The 18,228-nt window shown below is 34.0% G+C and carries 16 protein-coding genes; 14 read left to right on the plus strand and 2 right to left on the minus strand.

Annotated features, from left to right (window positions below; translation table 11 throughout):
* Positions 1-205 precede the first annotated feature (205 nt).
* The 14 genes from Q0X14_RS00090 to Q0X14_RS00155 all read left to right on the plus strand — a co-directional run bounded on the left by Q0X14_RS00090 (position 206) and on the right by Q0X14_RS00155 (position 16,072).
* Positions 206-1,348 carry a Re/Si-specific NAD(P)(+) transhydrogenase subunit alpha gene (locus tag Q0X14_RS00090; protein WP_297840742.1) on the plus strand — a complete coding sequence of 381 codons (1,143 nt, stop codon included), beginning with the start codon at positions 206-208 and terminating at the stop codon, positions 1,346-1,348.
* Between the two features lie 15 nt (positions 1,349-1,363).
* Entirely contained in the window at positions 1,364-1,648 is a 285-nt protein-coding gene (locus Q0X14_RS00095; protein WP_014559913.1) for an NAD(P) transhydrogenase subunit alpha, read from the plus strand.
* Between the two features lie 9 nt (positions 1,649-1,657).
* The gene (locus Q0X14_RS00100; protein WP_297840749.1) at positions 1,658-3,070 is read left to right on the plus strand and encodes an NAD(P)(+) transhydrogenase (Re/Si-specific) subunit beta; all 1,413 of its coding nucleotides are present in this window, start codon (positions 1,658-1,660) and stop codon (positions 3,068-3,070) included.
* A 131-nt stretch (positions 3,071-3,201) separates the two neighbouring features.
* On the plus strand, positions 3,202-3,450 hold the full coding sequence (locus Q0X14_RS00105; protein WP_297840752.1) for a hypothetical protein: 249 nt from the start codon (positions 3,202-3,204) through the stop codon (positions 3,448-3,450).
* Positions 3,451-3,452: 2 nt separating this feature from the next.
* Complete coding sequence (locus Q0X14_RS00110; RefSeq protein ID WP_297840754.1) at positions 3,453-4,673, plus strand: type IX secretion system plug protein domain-containing protein; 1,221 nt, start codon at positions 3,453-3,455, stop codon at positions 4,671-4,673.
* A 5-nt stretch (positions 4,674-4,678) separates the two neighbouring features.
* Positions 4,679-5,674, plus strand: a complete 996-nt coding sequence (locus tag Q0X14_RS00115) for a Gfo/Idh/MocA family oxidoreductase (RefSeq protein WP_297840757.1) — start codon at positions 4,679-4,681, stop codon at positions 5,672-5,674.
* Positions 5,671-6,282, plus strand: coding sequence for a hypothetical protein (locus Q0X14_RS00120; RefSeq protein WP_297840759.1), 612 nt, complete (start codon positions 5,671-5,673; stop codon positions 6,280-6,282). Before Q0X14_RS00115 ends, Q0X14_RS00120 begins: the two co-directional genes overlap by 4 nt.
* A 9-nt stretch (positions 6,283-6,291) precedes the next feature.
* Entirely contained in the window at positions 6,292-7,254 is a 963-nt protein-coding gene (locus Q0X14_RS00125) for an ROK family protein (RefSeq protein WP_297840762.1), read from the plus strand.
* A 24-nt stretch (positions 7,255-7,278) separates the two neighbouring features.
* The gene (locus Q0X14_RS00130; protein ID WP_297840765.1) at positions 7,279-9,807 is read left to right on the plus strand and encodes a putative LPS assembly protein LptD; all 2,529 of its coding nucleotides are present in this window, start codon (positions 7,279-7,281) and stop codon (positions 9,805-9,807) included.
* Positions 9,807-10,253 carry an NYN domain-containing protein gene (locus Q0X14_RS00135; RefSeq protein ID WP_297840768.1) on the plus strand — a complete coding sequence of 149 codons (447 nt, stop codon included), beginning with the start codon at positions 9,807-9,809 and terminating at the stop codon, positions 10,251-10,253. The genes Q0X14_RS00130 and Q0X14_RS00135 overlap by 1 nt, the downstream gene beginning before the upstream one ends.
* 129 nt (positions 10,254-10,382) lie before the next feature.
* Positions 10,383-12,404, plus strand: coding sequence for a M14 family zinc carboxypeptidase (locus Q0X14_RS00140; protein WP_297840772.1), 2,022 nt, complete (start codon positions 10,383-10,385; stop codon positions 12,402-12,404).
* A gap of 30 nt (positions 12,405-12,434) precedes the next feature.
* Complete coding sequence (locus tag Q0X14_RS00145; RefSeq protein ID WP_297840774.1) at positions 12,435-13,661, plus strand: T9SS type A sorting domain-containing protein; 1,227 nt, start codon at positions 12,435-12,437, stop codon at positions 13,659-13,661.
* Positions 13,658-14,887 (plus strand): T9SS type A sorting domain-containing protein, encoded by a 1,230-nt coding sequence (locus Q0X14_RS00150; RefSeq protein ID WP_297840777.1) that lies wholly within the window; start codon positions 13,658-13,660, stop codon positions 14,885-14,887. Before Q0X14_RS00145 ends, Q0X14_RS00150 begins: the two co-directional genes overlap by 4 nt.
* 63 nt (positions 14,888-14,950) lie before the next feature.
* Positions 14,951-16,072, plus strand: coding sequence for a choice-of-anchor V domain-containing protein (locus Q0X14_RS00155; protein WP_297840780.1), 1,122 nt, complete (start codon positions 14,951-14,953; stop codon positions 16,070-16,072).
* Here Q0X14_RS00155 and Q0X14_RS00160 read toward each other — a convergent pair.
* Together Q0X14_RS00160 and mtaB are read right to left on the minus strand one after the other, a co-directional pair.
* A complete protein-coding gene (locus tag Q0X14_RS00160; RefSeq protein ID WP_297840782.1) occupies positions 16,064-16,816 on the minus strand; it encodes a hypothetical protein in 753 nt (250 codons plus the stop codon). The two genes, Q0X14_RS00155 and Q0X14_RS00160, sit on opposite strands and share 9 nt — an antisense overlap.
* Positions 16,817-16,838: 22 nt before the next feature.
* Entirely contained in the window at positions 16,839-18,167 is a 1,329-nt protein-coding gene (mtaB, locus tag Q0X14_RS00165; protein ID WP_297840785.1) for a tRNA (N(6)-L-threonylcarbamoyladenosine(37)-C(2))-methylthiotransferase MtaB, read from the minus strand.
* Between the last annotated feature and the right edge of the window lie 61 nt (positions 18,168-18,228).

Below are 18,228 nucleotides of genomic sequence, written 5' to 3' on the forward strand. Positions count from 1 at the left end.
TACTCTCGTCAATAATTTTGTTTGCTGTTCGTTAATTTTTTGATTCATATCACTTCAATGATTCCTTAAGAATTATTTTCAAATCAAATTCGTATTAAAAAAATAATTATATAAAATTCAGAAAAAGTCTTCTTGGTTTTATAAGCAGTTGAGTTTAAGTTTTCAGTGTTAATTATAAATAATTTACCATAGGAGGATAAAATCTGTGATTATTGCCATACCTAAAGAACTCCTGCCTGGTGAAAACCGAGTTGCCTGCGTTCCAGATGTTGCTTCCAAATTAATTAAATCCGGATTTGAAGTTATAGTTGAAACCAATGCCGGACTAAATGCCGGATTTCGTGATGATCAATACATCAAAGCAGGGGCCAAGATCGCAAACACTGTAGAAGATCTTTATTCAAATGCTGATATTATCTTCAAAGTGCAGCGACCAATTGAACACCCGTCAGGAAAACATGAAATTGATTTATACAAAAAAGGTTCTCTGCTAATATCTCTTGCTTATGTTCTCCATTATTATGACATAGCAAAAAAATGCGCAGAGAGGGGAATTGATTTTATAGCAATGGATATGATTCCCAGAACAACTCTTGCACAAAAGATGGATGCTCTCAGTTCACAGGCAAACATTGCCGGATACAAGAGTGTCATTCTTGCTGCTAATCATTTGGGAAAAATCTTTCCGTTGATGATGACCGCTGCTGGTACAATTTCTCCTGCCAAAGTTGTAATAATGGGTGCAGGTGTAGCAGGATTACAAGCACTCGGCACAGCAAAAAGGTTAGGAGCCGTTGTTGAAGTATCTGATATCCGTCCTGCTGTTAAAGAAGAAGTTCAATCACTTGGCGGAAAATTTATTGAGGTAGAAACTTCCGCAGATATGCAGGATGCTGGTGGTTATGCAAAAGAAGCATCACCGGAATTCCTAAAAAAACAACAGGAACTTATCTTCAAACATGTTACAGAAGCTGATATAGTAATCACCACAGCTTTGGTTCCGGGAAAGAAAGCACCGATTCTTGTTACTGAAGAAATGGTCAAGCATATGAGGGCTGGTAGTGTTGTTCTGGATATGGCTACTGAGTTTGGTGGAAATTGTGAGATAAGTGAAAAAGGAAAGCCAGTTAAAAAATATGATGTAACAATAATAGGTGAACCAAATCTACCAAGTATGGTTCCTACACACGCAAGTGAAATGTATTCGAAAAATATTTTGAGTCTGATTCAGCATATTTCTAAAGATGGAAAAATAAATCTGAATTTAGATGATGAAATTGTAAAAGGTTGTTTAATAACCCGAAATGGTGAAGTAATAAATCAAAGAGTAAAAGATTTAATAAAGTAAAAAGGGAAAAATTTTATGGAAGAATATTTATTTCTAATGCACATTTATGTATTTGTTCTTGCCATATTTGTTGGCTTCGAACTAATTACAAAAGTTCCACCTACACTTCATACACCACTTATGTCTGGCTCAAATGCAATTTCCGGTATTACCGTAGTTGGTGCAATACTTAGTGCAGGAATGGAACAATTTAATATCAGTACAATTCTTGGTCTTGTTGCAGTTATCTTCGCAATGATAAATGTCGTTGGAGGATTTCTTGTAACAGACAGAATGCTCAAAATGTTTAAGAAAAAGTGAGATGAAAAAATGAAAGCTGTTATTGAAATAACTTATTTGCTCTCTTCAATTTTATTCATCTTCGGAATAAAAAAATTAGCGTCACCAAAAACTGCTCGTCAGGGAAATCTTTATGCGGCGATAGGAATGTTTCTGGCTATTGTTGCGACTTTACTTGACCAGAATGTTTTAACTTATGAATGGATAATTATTGGTTCAATCGTTGGAGCTCTTGTTGGTGCAATTATGGCTATCAAAGTTCCAATGACCGGTATGCCACAGATGGTTGGTTTACTTAATGGTTTTGGTGGTGGTGCTTCAACATTAGTTGCTTTATCTGAATACTTTAGAAAAAATCCAAATTATCCTGTTGACACTGGTGCTGCATTTATTTTACCAGTGGACCAGGGAATTGCGATAATCCTCAGTCTTCTGATTGGTGGAGTTACTTTTACAGGTTCTTTAATTGCATTCGGAAAACTTCAGGGAATTGTAACTGGTAAAGTTGTCAAATATCCTCTTCAGCATCCGATAAATCTGATTTTATTATTAGCTGTTTTAGCTGCTGGCGCTTATGTAGTAATCAATCCGAATGAACTGAATTTACTTTTTATCATAACAGGTGTTTCACTTGTTTTGGGTGTTCTGTTAGTGCTTCCGATTGGTGGTGCTGATATGCCGGTTGCTATTTCATTACTTAACTCATATTCCGGTTTGGCTGCCTCAACAACAGGATTTGTTCTTGGCAACAATGAGTTAATTATAGCAGGTGCATTGGTTGGTGCTTCCGGAATTATTCTTACGATAATAATGTGTAAAGGAATGAATCGTTCTCTGTTGAATGTTGTGATGGGAGGTTGGGCAAGCGCAGGAACTACTGGTCCGGCTACAACAACTTCACAAAAAGGTCAGGTTAAATCCATTGATACTGAAGAGCTTGCAATGTTGCTCGATGCTGTAAGCAGTGTTATAATCGTTCCAGGTTATGGAATGGCAGTTGCACAAGCTCAGCATGCAATCAGAGATTTAATGAATGTCCTTGAGAAGAAAGGTGTTAATGTCCGTTTTGCAATTCATCCTGTTGCCGGAAGAATGCCGGGACATATGAATGTCCTTCTCGCAGAAGCTCAGGTTCCGTACGATAAACTTTATGCAATGGAAGATATTAATGATGATTTTCCAAATACTGATGTTGTAATTGTGATTGGAGCTAACGATGTTGTTAATCCTGCTGCTCGGCATGATCCAAACAGTCCTATTTATGGAATGCCAATTCTGAATGTTGATTATGCAAAAACTGTTATAATCAATAAGAGATCATTAAATGTTGGTTATGCGGGAATTGATAACGAATTGTTCTTCTATCCAAATGCACTAATGTATTTTGGCGATGCTAAAGAAGCGATTACAAAATTAGTTAATGAACTGAAAGCATCTTCCTGATAATTTGGCTGTGTTTTATCCCTCTTTTACTTCGGTGAAAGAGGGATTTTTTTTGTTACAATGTTTCTGATGACTTCAAATAGTTAATGATTTATATTTGATATGAAAACTCAAATAATTTGGAGAGGTTTATGAAAATGAATTGGGAGCCATTTATTGGCTATATGGTTAATGTTACGATGCATGAAAATTATGGATTGACATTCGATTCGAAAAATGATCAGACTTTGTATGAAATAGTCTTTAAAACCGGAAAATTATTATCAGCTTATGAAGATGGATTACTTCTTGAAACTACTAGAGAAAATCATAAAGTAAATATCTTCATTCCCCACACCTCAGTAAAATGCGTTGAAATGTTTGACATAAAAGGGGATTAACATTGAAAAACCTATTTTTAATTTTTTTTCTACTTCTGACTTCTACTATTTTCAGTCAGGAAATAATTATCAGAAGTCTTCAGGTTTATACTTCAGATGATGAAAAATCATTCCCGGTTTTAACTTCAAAAAATCAGCTTGTGATTGAGTTTGATGTTCAAAGTGAAACGCTTCCTGTGTTTAACATTGTCTTCAGATTTTGTGACCGAAACTGGAAACCTGTAGATAATATTTTCTTTAACAATTATGGAAAAAATATTGCTTATTTTCTTGATCATTTTTCTTTACCGGTAACAGTTGAAGAAGCAGATTATCATTTCATAAATCGTTTTCCCGATAAAGCTGGTTATGTTAGTTTTCCTTTTTCCGGCAAATGGAGATTTTATGTTGTTGATCTGCAGGATACAACTAAAGTTTATGCACAAGGCAAATTTATTGTTGCAAATCCTGAAGTCGGATTAAATGTTGAGCTGAAAAAAGAAACTATTGAAGATAAATCATACTATCCACCTGAGCTTGCAAGATCTTTATGGGTAATTGCCAAAACTACAATTCCCGAAGATTTCTTTAATCATTTTGTTGACGAAGCAGAGATTATAAAAAATCATCTTGTGGATTACTCCCTAAGAATTACTCGGAACGGACAATTTGACTTTAACCGGAAGTTTGAATGGGATGGTTCAAACAATCTGACATTTATTGCTAAAGATTTTCGTCCGGGAAATGGATACAGACAGGTTAATTTGATGAACACGAATACTTACAGCGCTAAAAAAGTTCTTGCCAGGTTTGAAGGATTTGAATCGGATCGTTTCTATAAAAATCCATTACCTGATTTTAATGGCGGAATGATTCTTTACAATCACAAAGATCCTTATGCGACATATATGAATGTAAAGTTTTCTATCAAACCATCAGTTAAAATCTATGGAGATGTTTATCTTGTCGGAGCATTCAATGAATGGAAAGTTTCGCCTGAATATAAAATGGATTTTGATGGTGAACTTTATACTAAAACTATTTTACTGAAACGCGGTATTTATGATTATCAGTATGTTGTTGTTAATGGTGATCCGGATGTACCTGATGCAATTGATTGGTATATTCTCGAAGGTAATAATTGGGAAGCTCCAAACACAATTAATGTTCTTCTTTATTATCGTGATCAAAACTATGGTGGTTATGATCGCTTAATTGGATTTTCAAGAATTAAAACAAAGTAAATAAAATGGAAAAATTAAAAGTTGGAGTTGTTGGAGTTGGTCATCTGGGAAAACTTCATACAAAAATGTTCAAGTCAATTGAGAATTGTGAATTGATTGGTGTTTATGACGCAAATGAGCAAACAGCAAAATCTGTTGCCGATGAATTTCAAACATCTGTTTTCACATCACTTGATGATTTATTAAAAAACACTCAGGCAGTTTCAATCGCTGCTACAACAAGTGCTCATTATCAGTTAGCAAAGCAAGCATTTCAATTTAATAATCATGTTTTCATCGAAAAACCAATCACTGCAACAATTGAAGAAGCAGAAGAATTGGTTCAGATTTCGAATAACAAAAAATTAAATCTTCAGGTTGGTCATATTGAGAGATTTAATCCGGGTTTACTTGCGCTCGAGCATTATATTACAGATCCGAAATTCATTCAAAGCGATCGCCTTGCACAATTTAATCCAAGAGGCACTGATGTGGCTGTGGTTCTGGATTTAATGATTCACGATATTGATATAATACTGAGCTTTATCAAAAGTCCTGTTAAAAATATTGAAGCAAACGGAGTTGAAGTTGTTTCAGATCATATTGATATTGCAAATGCTAGAATACAATTTGAAAACGGAGCTGTTGCTAATGTTACTGCAAGCAGAATTTCTCAAAAGAAAATGAGAAAGATGAGAATATTTCAGAGAGATAATTATTTGTCTTTGGATTTTGTAACAGGTGTGAGTGAAGTTTACAGATTACTTCCTGTGGATTCTCCGGTTTCGAATGGTTCAATTTCTTTTGGAGAAATTGGAATTGGTGAAAAGAAAAAAAGATTAGTTTATGAGCAACCGGAAACAAAAGAGGTAAATGCTTTACAATATGAATTACAATTATTTGTTAACTCAGTTCTGAATAAAACAAAACCAGTTGTTTCCGGAGAAGACGGACTTCGTGCATTAAAAGTTGCCGAAGCAATAATCGAAAAAATAAATGAATCTAAAAAGGTAATACTATGAAAAAAGTAATTCTCGTCTCTACTGTAATTTTAACTGCAATATCTTTCTATCAATGCAGTATCTATCAGACTCTAACAAATTTGTCCAGACTACAATTCAAAGTTGGGGATGTGAATAGCTTTCAGGTAAATGGTCTTGATATATCAAACAAATCATCACTAAATGATTTTAATCCCACTGATGTTCTGAAGCTTACAACGATTTTTACTCAAGGTAAACTACCGGTTTCATTCGTTTTGAATGTTGATGCGAAAAGTCCAAATGATGGAACTGGTGGTTATCCAAGGACCGATGCAACTCTGAAGTCATTCAAATGGAGATTATTTATTGATGATAAAGAAACAATATCAGGAGACATTGATGCTCCTGTAACAGTTCCCGGAACCGGTGAAATAACAAAAATTCCTTTAAGAATTAATATTGATTTGTTACAATTCTTTAAAGATCAGGGATTTGAAAAAGTAATTAATCTTGCTTTGACTCTCGGCGGAAAAAATGGTACAACTTCAAAAATTACTTTGTATGCTCAGCCAACGGTTTCAACGCCAATTGGAAATATTACTTATCCTGGCGAACTGAAAATTATTGACACACAATTCACAAACTAATTTAATCCTATGGCTAAATCAGAAAAATATGCTGTTGGTGTTGACTTAGGCGGAACGAATATCAAAGTTGGAATAGTCTCCGAAAGCGGTAAAATTATCTCGAAGACTTCTGTAAAAACAGAAGCTATGTCAGGACCAAAAGTAGTTATTAAGAATATCAAAAAAGGTATTAACGAGATTTTAAAGAACAATAAACGAAAAATTTCGGGTATTGGAATTGGTGCGCCTGGAATTGTTTCTACAAAAAAAGGAACCGTACAAAATCCTCCGAATCTACCAGGTTGGGAACAGATAGAACTTGGAGCAATTATCAAAAAAGAATTTGGGTTAAAAGTTAATGTTGAGAACGATGCTAATGCTGCTGCAATTGGAGAACTGATTTTCGGTGCCGGAAAAAAGTTTGAATCATTTGTTATGGTTACACTTGGAACCGGAGTTGGCGGTGGGATAGTATTCAATCATAAAATTTTCAGAGGAGAAATTGGTGGTGCAGGCGAAATTGGTCATGTTTGTATTGATCCAAACGGACCAAGATGCAACTGTGGCTCAACAGGTTGTATTGAAGCATACGCAGGGAACCATTATATAAAAGAATCAGTAAAGAGAGAACTTCACAATCATCCATCATCAAAAATCTGGGAATTGATTGAAAATGATCTCGAAAAAGTCTCACCGAGAATAATTCAAATGGCTGCAGAACTTGGTGATGTTTATGCAAAAGAATTTATACACGATCTTGGAATTAAGCTTGGAGTTGCTTTCACATCAATAAGTAATGTGCTTGATATCAGTACTTTCATTATCGGGGGAGGAGTTGCCGGATTTGGAAGTCCTCTTTTCACAACAATAAAATCAACAATGGTTTCAAGAGTTTTAACTCCACTCAAACACAGAATTAAAATTGTTCCTGCAAAACTTAAAAACGAAGCAGGAATACTCGGTGCATCAGCACTTGTATTTTATAATACATAAAAATATTTGCGCATCAACTGAATTATGAAACAAAAATTAATCTTAATTCTATCCTTAATCTTTATTCATATTTCAATAGCGCAAATTAATGATTCCATTTTAGCTCCTCAGAATTTTGATCCACTTCCTGATACTTCGCTAAATACTAAACCAAAAAAATATGATGTTGATACAACTGTTTTTGCTGAAGCGAAAGATTCTATCTTCTTTAAAATCAAAGAAAAGAAAATGCTGATTTATGGAAACGGAAATCTAAAATACAAGCAAACAGAAATTAAAAGTGGTAGAATAGAAATTGATTTTGAAAAAAGTATTATTGATGCATATGGAATTAAAGATGACTCACTAAACAAGTACATCGAAACTCCTGTGCTTGCTGAAGCTGGTGAAACATACAAAGGCAATCGGATGAAATATAATTTTAAAACTCAGCAGGGTGTTATTTCATTTGCCCAAACCGAGCAGGAGGGTTCTAAATATACGGGTCAGCAAATTAAAAAAGTTGATAAAGATGTTTACTTTATAGCTGATGGTGTTTATACAACTTGCGATAATGATTCTTGTCCACATTATTATTTTTATTCGCCCAAAATGAAAGTTATTCATAAAGAACAAATAATTGCCGAATGGATTTTTCTCCATTTTGGGGGAGTTCCGTTTCCGATTCCATTACCTTTCGCCGTATTCCCCATTGAATCCGGCAGAAGGTCCGGAATTATCCCACCGGTATTCGGTGATGACGCAACTTACGGAACTTATTTTTCTCGCTTCGGTTATTTTTGGGCAATTAGTGATTATATGGATCTGAATCTGACAGGAGATTTTTACACACGTGGTAGTTACCGTGTTAACAGCTTGTTCCGATATGCAAAACGATATGAATTCAACGGTAACCTCGAAGGCAGTTACGGCAGTTTTGTAGTTGGCGAAAAAGATGATCCTGACAGAACCGAAACAAATGATTGGAGATTGCGCTGGAATCATAATCAAAATATTACTCCAACAATGAGATTTGATGCCAGATTGGAGTTTTTATCAAACAACAGAGTAACACGAAATATTTCGGATGTAAATGATTTGCTAAGAAATGAAGCCATTTCAAATGCAACATTGTTTAAATCCTGGGACGAATCCGGAAACAGTATGTCAATCAGTTATAACAGAAGGCAGATTTTTGAGACCAATGAAGTTTATGAAATACTACCGAATATTACCTTCACTTTATCGCAAAAATATCCGTTCAGATCCAAAACAGGCACTTCACAAAGTCTATTAGAGACATTTGGATATTCATATTCGGGTACATTTGAAAACAGACGTAACCGAAAAGATAGCGATTTGAAAATAAGGGGAGGAATTAACCACCAATTATCTGCAAGTCTCTCACCTAAAATCGGTTACATTAGTATTTCACCATCATTTAATTATCAGGAAAGATGGTATAATAAAAGAATTGAAAAATATTCCATCCCCAATTATGAAGGAAATGATTCAATCATAACGAATGATGTTAAGGAAATTAACTTTGTCAGAACTTTTTCGATTGGTGTTAATGCATCAACAAAATTTTATGGAATTTTTAATCCGGAAATGTTAGGGGTTAAATCAATCAGACACACGGTTATTCCAGGTATTAGTTATTCATTTACTCCTGATTTTTCAACTGACGGTTGGGGATACTATGATTACTATACTAATCAGGCAGGTCAAAGAATAAAGTACAATAAATTCGAACAGGAAATTTTCGGTGGTGCTTCGAACAGAGAATCACAGGCACTGAATTTTTCTTTGTCCAATGTATTTGAAATGAAAACGCAGAGTGATCCTACTGATACAACATCGAAAGAAAACAAAGTTCAGCTGTTGAATCTAAATGCAAATATTGGCTATGATTTTACCGCCGATAGCTTGAGATTTTCCGATTTAAGATTGACCTATCGTACTCAGATTGGAAATGTGTTCAGTTTTAACGGCGGCTCATCTTTTTCACTCTATGATTACGAAGGAACCACCCCACGTGTCAACCGGTTTTTATATGATGTCGGAAAAGGATTGTTACGGTTAACGAGTTTTAATTTTTCTATCTCACTTACACTCTCAGGAGAAAAATTAAAATCCACTCAAACGCAGCAAACAACAAGACCAACGCAGGAATCTGGCTTTGCACAAGATAACAGAAATATCTATCAGGGTCTTTATTATATGAGTGATCCGGACTTTTCAATTCCATGGGATTTAAATCTAAATTTTTATTACAATGAATACAGACCTACACCTTCAAATATTACAAAAACTTCCAGCATTAGCGGAAGTATGAATGTTAATTTAACCCCAGCCTGGAAATTGTCAATAACTGGAAGTTATGATTTAAATAGAAAAGAATTTGCAGCTCCACAAATTAGAGTTTCGAGAGATCTGCATTGTTGGATAATGAATTTTACCTGGAATCCTATCGGCACTTTTCGCGGATATATGCTTGAAATAAGGGTTAAAGCACCTCAGCTTCAGGATTTGAAAATCACAAAACGCGATCAATTCTTCGAAGGAAGATAATGATTCATTTTATATTTGATGGAAATAATCTTATTGGAAAAATTCCCTCACTAAAAAAATTGCACGATAAACAAGTCGCACGTTACAAGCTTGCAACAATGCTTGAAAGATATTTTCAAAAGAAAAAAGTTAAAGTGAGTTTGCATTTTGACGGTTTCGAAAATGAGCCAATAAAAGTTTCAGGAATTAAAATTCATTATTCACAAAACCGTTCAGCAGATGAAAAGATTAAAAAAGAAATTGAAGGAATAAGAAATCGGAATTCCGTTAATGTAGTCTCATCAGATCTTGAAATTATATCTTACGCAAAAGTTTGTGGTTGCAATGTGATAAAGTCGGAGGAATTTTATAATCGAATGATGATTCAGAAAAAGAATAGCAAGGAAGAAGAAAAACCTACGAGCTTTAACACCGATGAATTCAAAAAATTGTTCGGAATTGAATGATTCCTGATTTAAAAGATTCCTGCCAAAATATTTAAAGAATTATCTTGACCTTCTCATTAAAATTTCTCAAGTTTAATAGAGTAAATAACAATATTCATTTAAAACCACCACATTCCACAGGGAAGACTCATGAAATACATTTTTACACTTCTGTTTTTACTGTCGTCCAACTTTATATTCGCACAAATTGATATCAGAGAAATTTTTGAAAACAAAACGGAAGTTTATTTCCGTTTTGAAATAACCAATCGTAGTGAACTTGATTTTCTGACAAACATTATTTCAATCGATAATGTTAAGAATGGAAAGACAGTTTATGCTTATGCAAACATTCACGAGTTTGAAGAATTTCTTAAACTGAATTATGATTTCGAAATCCTGCCAAATCCTTCAACTCTTATCGAACCGGAAATGAGTAATAATATTGAGGATATATCTGCCTGGGATGTTTATCCGACTTATGATGCTTATGTAAATCTTATGAATCAGTTTCAGAGTAACTATCCTCAAATCTGTAAAGTTATTGATGCTGGCAATACAGTTCAGGGAAGAAAAATTTTATTTGTTAAAATTTCAGACAATGTTGATCAGAAAGAAGCCGAACCTCAGTTTATGTACACATCGAGTATGCATGGAGATGAATTAACTGGTTATGTTTTAATGTTGCGCCTCATTGATTCGCTTCTTTCCTCTTACGGTAGTGATGCAAGAATTACGAATATGATCAACAACGCTGAAATCTGGATAAATCCACTTGCAAATCCTGATGGAACTTACAGAAGCGGAAACAATACAGTAAGTGGAGCCACCAGATATAATTTTAACAATTATGATTTAAATCGAAATTTTCCAGATCCTGTTAATGGTATAAGTCCAAACCAGCAAATCGAAGTTACAAGATTCAGAACACTACAGGAAGCGAATAACTTTTCATTAATTGCTAACTTTCACGGCGGAGCAGAAGTTGTAAATTATCCCTGGGATACCTGGGCAAACACCGGAAGCAATGCAAGAATTCATGCTGATCAAACCTGGTATCAATATATTTCTCATCTTTATGCTGATACTTGTCAGGCATATTCTACTGCTGGTTATATGAGTGGTTTTGATGATGGAACGACTAACGGCGGTGATTGGTATGTAATTCACGGCGGCAGACAAGATTATACAAATTGGTACAGACACGGAAGAGAAGTAACAATTGAAATTTCGAATACGAAACTTCCACCGGCATCACAGCTGCCTTCTTTCTGGGAATATAATAAAAGGTCATTCTTAAATTACATTGAACATATTTTTTATGGGATAAATGGGATAGTTACCGATACAGTTGGAAATCCGGTTCGAGCTAAGATTACTATTATCAGTCACGATTATGATAGCTCTGAAGTTTATTCTGATATCCTAACTGGATTTTATAACAGGATGATTCAACCCGGAACTTATACATTAAAATTTCAATCGCCCGGATATTTTGATTTAATAACTGATCCGGTCCAAATCACCTCGTACACATCATCAGTTACAACTAATGTTCAAATGATTCCGGTTGTTCCGATTCCAGTTGAACTCAGTTCATTCTCTGCTACAATTTCAGGAAATAATGTTCAGCTAAACTGGACGACGGTAACTGAAACTAACAATAAAGGATTTGAAGTTCAGCGATCTGTTTTTCCGGGCGAAGAGAGGAATCATTATTGGGAAACAATTGGTTTCGTTGATGGAAAAGGGACAAGTACAGAAGTAAATCATTATTCATATAATGATAAAAATCTTGAGAGCGGAAAATACAGTTACAGACTTAAACAAATTGATTATGATGGTTCATTCAAATATTCAGATGAAATTTATGTAAACATCGAAAATCTGAAAACATTTTCACTTGAACAGAATTATCCAAATCCATTCAACCCAAGCACAAAAATAAGTTGGCAGTCACCAGTTAGCAGTTGGCAAACTTTAAAAGTCTATGATGTTCTTGGTAATGAAGTTGCAACACTTGTGGATGAATACAGGGAAGCAGGCAAATATGAAGTTGAATTTGATGCAACAGATTTAAGCGGTTCTAAGTCTTTAACGAGCGGGATATATTTCTATCAAATTCATGTAGGAGCTTTTGTCGAAAGTAGGAAGATGATACTTATTAAGTGATCAAAAAGTTAAAATAAACAGGAGGCAGTTATGAAAAAGATTATTTTTTTAATTTTTCTGAACTGTGTTAATGTTTATGGACAAAACTACCCTGATACCTATTACAGAGTTTTTAACAAAGATTCATTATACATCTTCACTTCCGATAAGTATATTTTACTTTTCATAAAAGAGGAACCCAATCAACCTTTCTTGCTCAGAGCTATAATCCCGGGTCAGTACAGTCTTTCAACTCAATTAGCGATAAGTGAATCAAGACTCTTAGTTAACAATAATGATACTTTGACTTTATATGACCTCTCAACAAGCACTCCTTCAATAATATGTAATCAATATATTGGCAGCTCTATTGGAATTTTGTACACTTTCGGACCATACTTCATTGCTAAAAAAGAGAATTACTTTAAACTTCTTCAAGAGATAAATGGGAACATTGAAGTAGTCGAAGATTCTTTAATTGACCATATCACAGGAGTAAATTATCCATTAATTCTTTATGGCTTTAAAGTTTATAAATACTTAGCGGGTTTTGGACTCTATGAAGCATATACAATTAGCCACGAGGGTGGTTCTTATTTTGGCTTTGTAACCGATAAAGGAAGTTTTGTTTATTCACAAATAGTATTTAGATATCCAAATATGCCTCCAGACTGGTGTGGCATAGTGAAAAGAAAATTAATTGAACCTAATTTTCCAATAACTTTCTCCAATTCCTGGTGGGGTGATTGTGTAATTTATGATTTTTATCAATTGTTTGAGGGTTCTGAAAGATTTATTTATTGGCGAAATTTTGAGTATGGAATGACTCCTGTTGTTGTAAATTATGTGCCTGCAGTTGTTTACACAGATACATCTTACATATTTAAAGTTGATTTAACTGATGATTATATCTTCCTATTGGGACCTAAAATTTATTACTCTCATTATTCAAGTCCATCGGTTTTCAATGAACTAGATTATACTCTAGGAATTGAATCTCCGCCTTTTACAGAAAACTCTTATAAATTATATGACAACTATCCGAATCCCTTTAACAGTACTACAACTATTGAATATTATTTACCAACTAGTAGTTATTTAAAACTTGGAATTTCAAATATTCTTGGAGAAGAAATTAGAGTATTAACTGATGAATATAAAATTCAAGGTTCCCATAAAATAAATTTTCAGTCCGATGACTTACCGAGCGGAGTATATTTTTATTGGTTGAGGTCTCAAGACGCTTTTTTAGTTAAAAAGATGGAGATATTAAAATGAAGAAGTTAATTTTAATCACAATATTATTTGCTTTGTTTTTTAATAAAATAGTTTATTCACAAAATTTTTTCCCGCTTAATGTTGGTAATGCTTTTCAATACAATGGAAGTTTATATTATGATGGCCCGGGTGGAGGCGGTGTTACCACGATAACATGGGAAAATTTTTTTGTATTAGCTGATACTGTAATTGGGGATGATGTTTACTACAGAACTAGTCCTTTATTTTTCTCAAATTCAAGTTTGTTAAGATATGATATTGAGAATCAGATTTTATGGATACGGCTTCCTAGTGATTCTATTGACCATATAGCAGTGGATTTTAATGCAACAAGCAATTTTACCAGCTATATTACGGGTTCTCCCATAATATTCAATACTGATGGGATTCAGATTGATACCGTTTTAGGCAGAATAGTAAAGGTTTTTAGTATGTCTTACTTTTATTCAAGCGGTACCTATATAATTAGAGAAGAATTTACTTTTGCAGAAAATTTAGGTTTAATTTACTATCATTCTTCTAGTGGCGATATTTTTGTATTTAGCTCTCTCACAACAAATTTAATTGCCTATAAAATTGGTAACAACTATTATAACAATGCCTTTAATGTATCAATTAATAAAATTTTCCCTATCATAAATCGTCCTAAAAATGCATTCCCGTTTGTATTGACAATTGATTATTCAATTCAGGTTAATGCCCTTAAGGACTCTTTATACATTGAATTGTGGCATATTAGGAATGGTATTGTAAAAAGATATTTTAAATTCGAGATAACCTCTGGAAACAGTGTCAATGTTCCGATTTTACCAGATTGGTTAGAGGTTGATGATGTAATCAAAATCAGAGCAAAAATTTCAGAGAAATCTATTTTCAGAAATACTGATTATTTTCCGGAAAAAGGTTTTGCTTACATGAAAGTACTTCCACCTATTACTGATGTTGACGAAAATAAATTAGATTTAACATTTTCACTTGAACAGAATTATCCAAACCCATTCAACCCAGTCACAAAGATTAGTTGGCAGTCACCGGTAAGCAGTTGGCAAACATTAAAAGTTTATGATATTCTTGGTAATGAAGTTGCAACACTTGTGGATGAATACAGGGAAGCAGGCAAATATGAAGTTGAATTTGATGCGGAAAATATCTCATCAGGAATTTATCTCTATAAATTGCAAGCGGGGAATTTTATTGACACAAAAAAAATGATTTTAATGCGATGATATTTTTGAAATTATCAGGTTATAACTAACTTAGTTCAGACAAATAATAACCAAACCGATCAGATGAAAACTAATTTAGTACTCTTAGCTCTCTTTGTATCTTTTGTTGCATTCTCTTATTCCGGATTATTTGATCGCCCGACTGAATTGCTTGGCGGAACAGAACTTAATGGTGCCGGTTGCGTATGTCACACAGTGGTTCGTGATACTTCAGTTAAAGTCTGGGTTGAAGGTCCTGATACATTGATGGTTGGTCAAACAGGAATTTATCATATGTATCTTACCGGCGGACCAGCTCAGGCGGGTGGATACAATGTTGCCGGAAGATTTGGTACAATGGTGCTTACTGATTCATTTTCTTTCTGGGATTATCGTTCTCCAAATGAACTAACACAAGCTTTCCCCTTAGTGTTTCCATCTGCTTCTGATACGATTTATTGGGAGTTTGGATACACCGCTTCTGATTCTTCTGCGATTGACACTCTTTATTCGTGTGGACTAAGTATTGTTTATGATGGCATTCCAGATTCACTCGACCGATGGAATTTCGGACCAAAATTTCCTGTAACAATTATTCAGGGTTCAATACCTGTTGAATTAGTTTCATTTAACGCAACTTTTAAAAATGATTTTATTGAATTGAATTGGATTACAGCAACTGAAACAAACAACAGAGGATTTGAAGTACAGAGAAGTCAAAAGTCAAAAGTCAATAGTCAGGAGTGGAAAAAAATTGGATTCATCCCTGGAAATGGAACAAGCACTGAAACAAATTATTACTCATTTAGAGATAAAAACTTAGAACAGGGAGAATACATTTACAGACTTAAGCAAATTGATTTTGATGGAAGCTTTACTTTCTCAAAAGAAGTTGAAGTTTATATATCATCACCTTCCGATTTTACACTATATCAGAATTATCCTAATCCTTTTAATCCAACAACCAGTATTCTTTACTCACTAAGCAGTAATCAAATTGTTCAATTAAAAGTTTATGATGTTCTTGGAAATGAATTAGCAACATTAGTGAATGAATATCAGAATGCAGGCAATTATAAAATTGAGTTCAATATAAATCAATTCGACAAAAATGGATTAAGACCTGAGTTGAAAAGCGGAATTTACTTTTATAGACTTCAAGTTGGAGATTTTAGTGATACAAAGAAGATGGTATTTTTAAAATGATGTCTGAAAGTTAATCTTATAAATTTCCTGATTCAGAAAATCTCTGTCCAATCCTAATGAAACATTCCAGCTAACTTCTTTTTCAAGTTCACTGTTATAACTTGAAACTGATCTTACAGCGTTTATCGCACTAATTAACCTATTCACCAGCATAGCTCCTACCACAAATCTTACATCATTAAATGTTTGTTCGCTTGATGTCCACATACTTCTGTAGGTTTTTCTTTGCTCTGTAGAATTCCACTTCCAGAAAAATTTCTGCTCATTTAACATCTCGTCATATCTGCGTTCAAGTGCTTTTTCATTATTATATGTTTCTATGCTTGTGTATAAGCCAATAGTTGCATAATAGTCTTCATCTTTTCCATCAGGATTTACACCAGCATAAGTTTGTGCATAAGTTTTGTATCTGTTCTCCTGCCAATTTCCATACACATTCATTCCAATAAAAGTTGCCCATAAAGCTCCTTCGGCGATAGTGAAATATTTTCCACTGCTGTAATTATCAGCGTAGAGTTCACCCATTCCCGGTAGCAGTAATGAATATATTATTGCCAAACCAGCATTTTTCTTGGTCTTTGTTTCGGAGGGGAGAATTTCTTTTACAATGAGATTTGCTTCAGATGTTTCTTCAATATTTAATTTGGTTCTTAATTCTAAAAGTGATGATGTTTGTAATTCCTGACTAAAGGAAATTTTTGAGACGATTATGAAAGCGAAAAGAAGAAGATTTATTTTTTTCATATTTTTTATTTTAATTATAATGTTAAAGACAGCGTAATTCAAAGCTATTTTTCATCTCTTTAAGTTCTGATATCGCCAAACCATCGCTCACTTCTTTAACTTTTACTTTTGCAAAGTTGTTCACGAGATTTTCGTCAAAAGGAATAGCGACTCTGACATAATTGGATGAGAATCCTTTGATAAATCCATTATCATTTTCAGCTTCGAAAAGAACTTCAAGTTCAGAACCTATCAGCGAGTTATAGAAAGCATTTTTCTTTTTATCGCTTAAAATCCTGAGCATATTGTTTCTTTTCTTTCTCTCATTCACTTCGACTTTCCCGGGAAGCGAAATAGCTTTTGTATTTGGTCTTTCAGAGTAAGTGAAGACATGTAAATAAGAAAAGGGAAGCTCAGTTAAAAATTTATAAGTTTCTTGAAAATGTTTTTCAGTCTCTCCCGGAAATCCAACAATAACATCTATTCCGATTCCACATTCAGGTATTTTATCAACTACTTTTTCAATTACATTTCGGTAATCATCAACTGTGTAACGACGCTGCATAAGTTTAAGTATATCTGCACTTCCGCTTTGAAGTGGAATATGAAAGTGCTTGCACATTTTTTCTGATGAAGCTGTTAAATCAATAATTTCATCACTCAATAAATTTGGTTCGATTGAAGAAATTCTGATTCTGAAATCACCTTCAACATCAATTATCTTTAAAAGTAAGCGATATAAATCGGTAGAATAATTTTTTCCATAGTCGCCAACATTAACTCCGGTAAGAATTATTTCTTTATATCCTTCATCCACAAGTGCTTTGAATTCACTAATAACTTCATCAGGATTCATACTTCTGCTTTTACCACGGGCAAGAGGAATGGTGCAGAATGAACATTTATAATCACAACCATCCTGAATTTTGAAGAATGCTCTGGTTCTGCTATCTGCTTCAGTTGAATTGGCTTTCCCAAATTGATTGAGTTCATCAAGAGGTGAAACATAAATGCAGGAAAGTTCTTTTTTTGTAAAATCATTTAGCAGAGAAAAGATTCTGAATTTTTCATTGCTACCAAGCACCGCATCAACACCTTCAATCTTTGCAATTTCTTCCGGACGAAGCTGAGCATAACAGCCGGTTACAATTACAAAGGCATCAGGATTATTTCTCAATGCTCTTCTGACAAGTTGACGACATTCTTTTTCTGCATTCTCAGTTACTGTGCAGGTATTGAACACATAAATATCTGCTTTGGAATCAAAATCAACAATAGAATATCCATTCTTCAGAAACTCTTTCCCAATTGTGGAAGTTTCTGAGAAATTCAATTTGCAACCAAGCGTATGTAGCGAAACAGTTTTTTTCATATTTGAATTATAAAGAAAGAGCGGGAAAAATCCCGCTCATTTTTCCTTACCTTTTGATAAG

The organism is Ignavibacterium sp., from assembly GCF_025998815.1.
Classification (GTDB): Bacteria; Bacteroidota; Ignavibacteria; order Ignavibacteriales; family Ignavibacteriaceae; genus Ignavibacterium.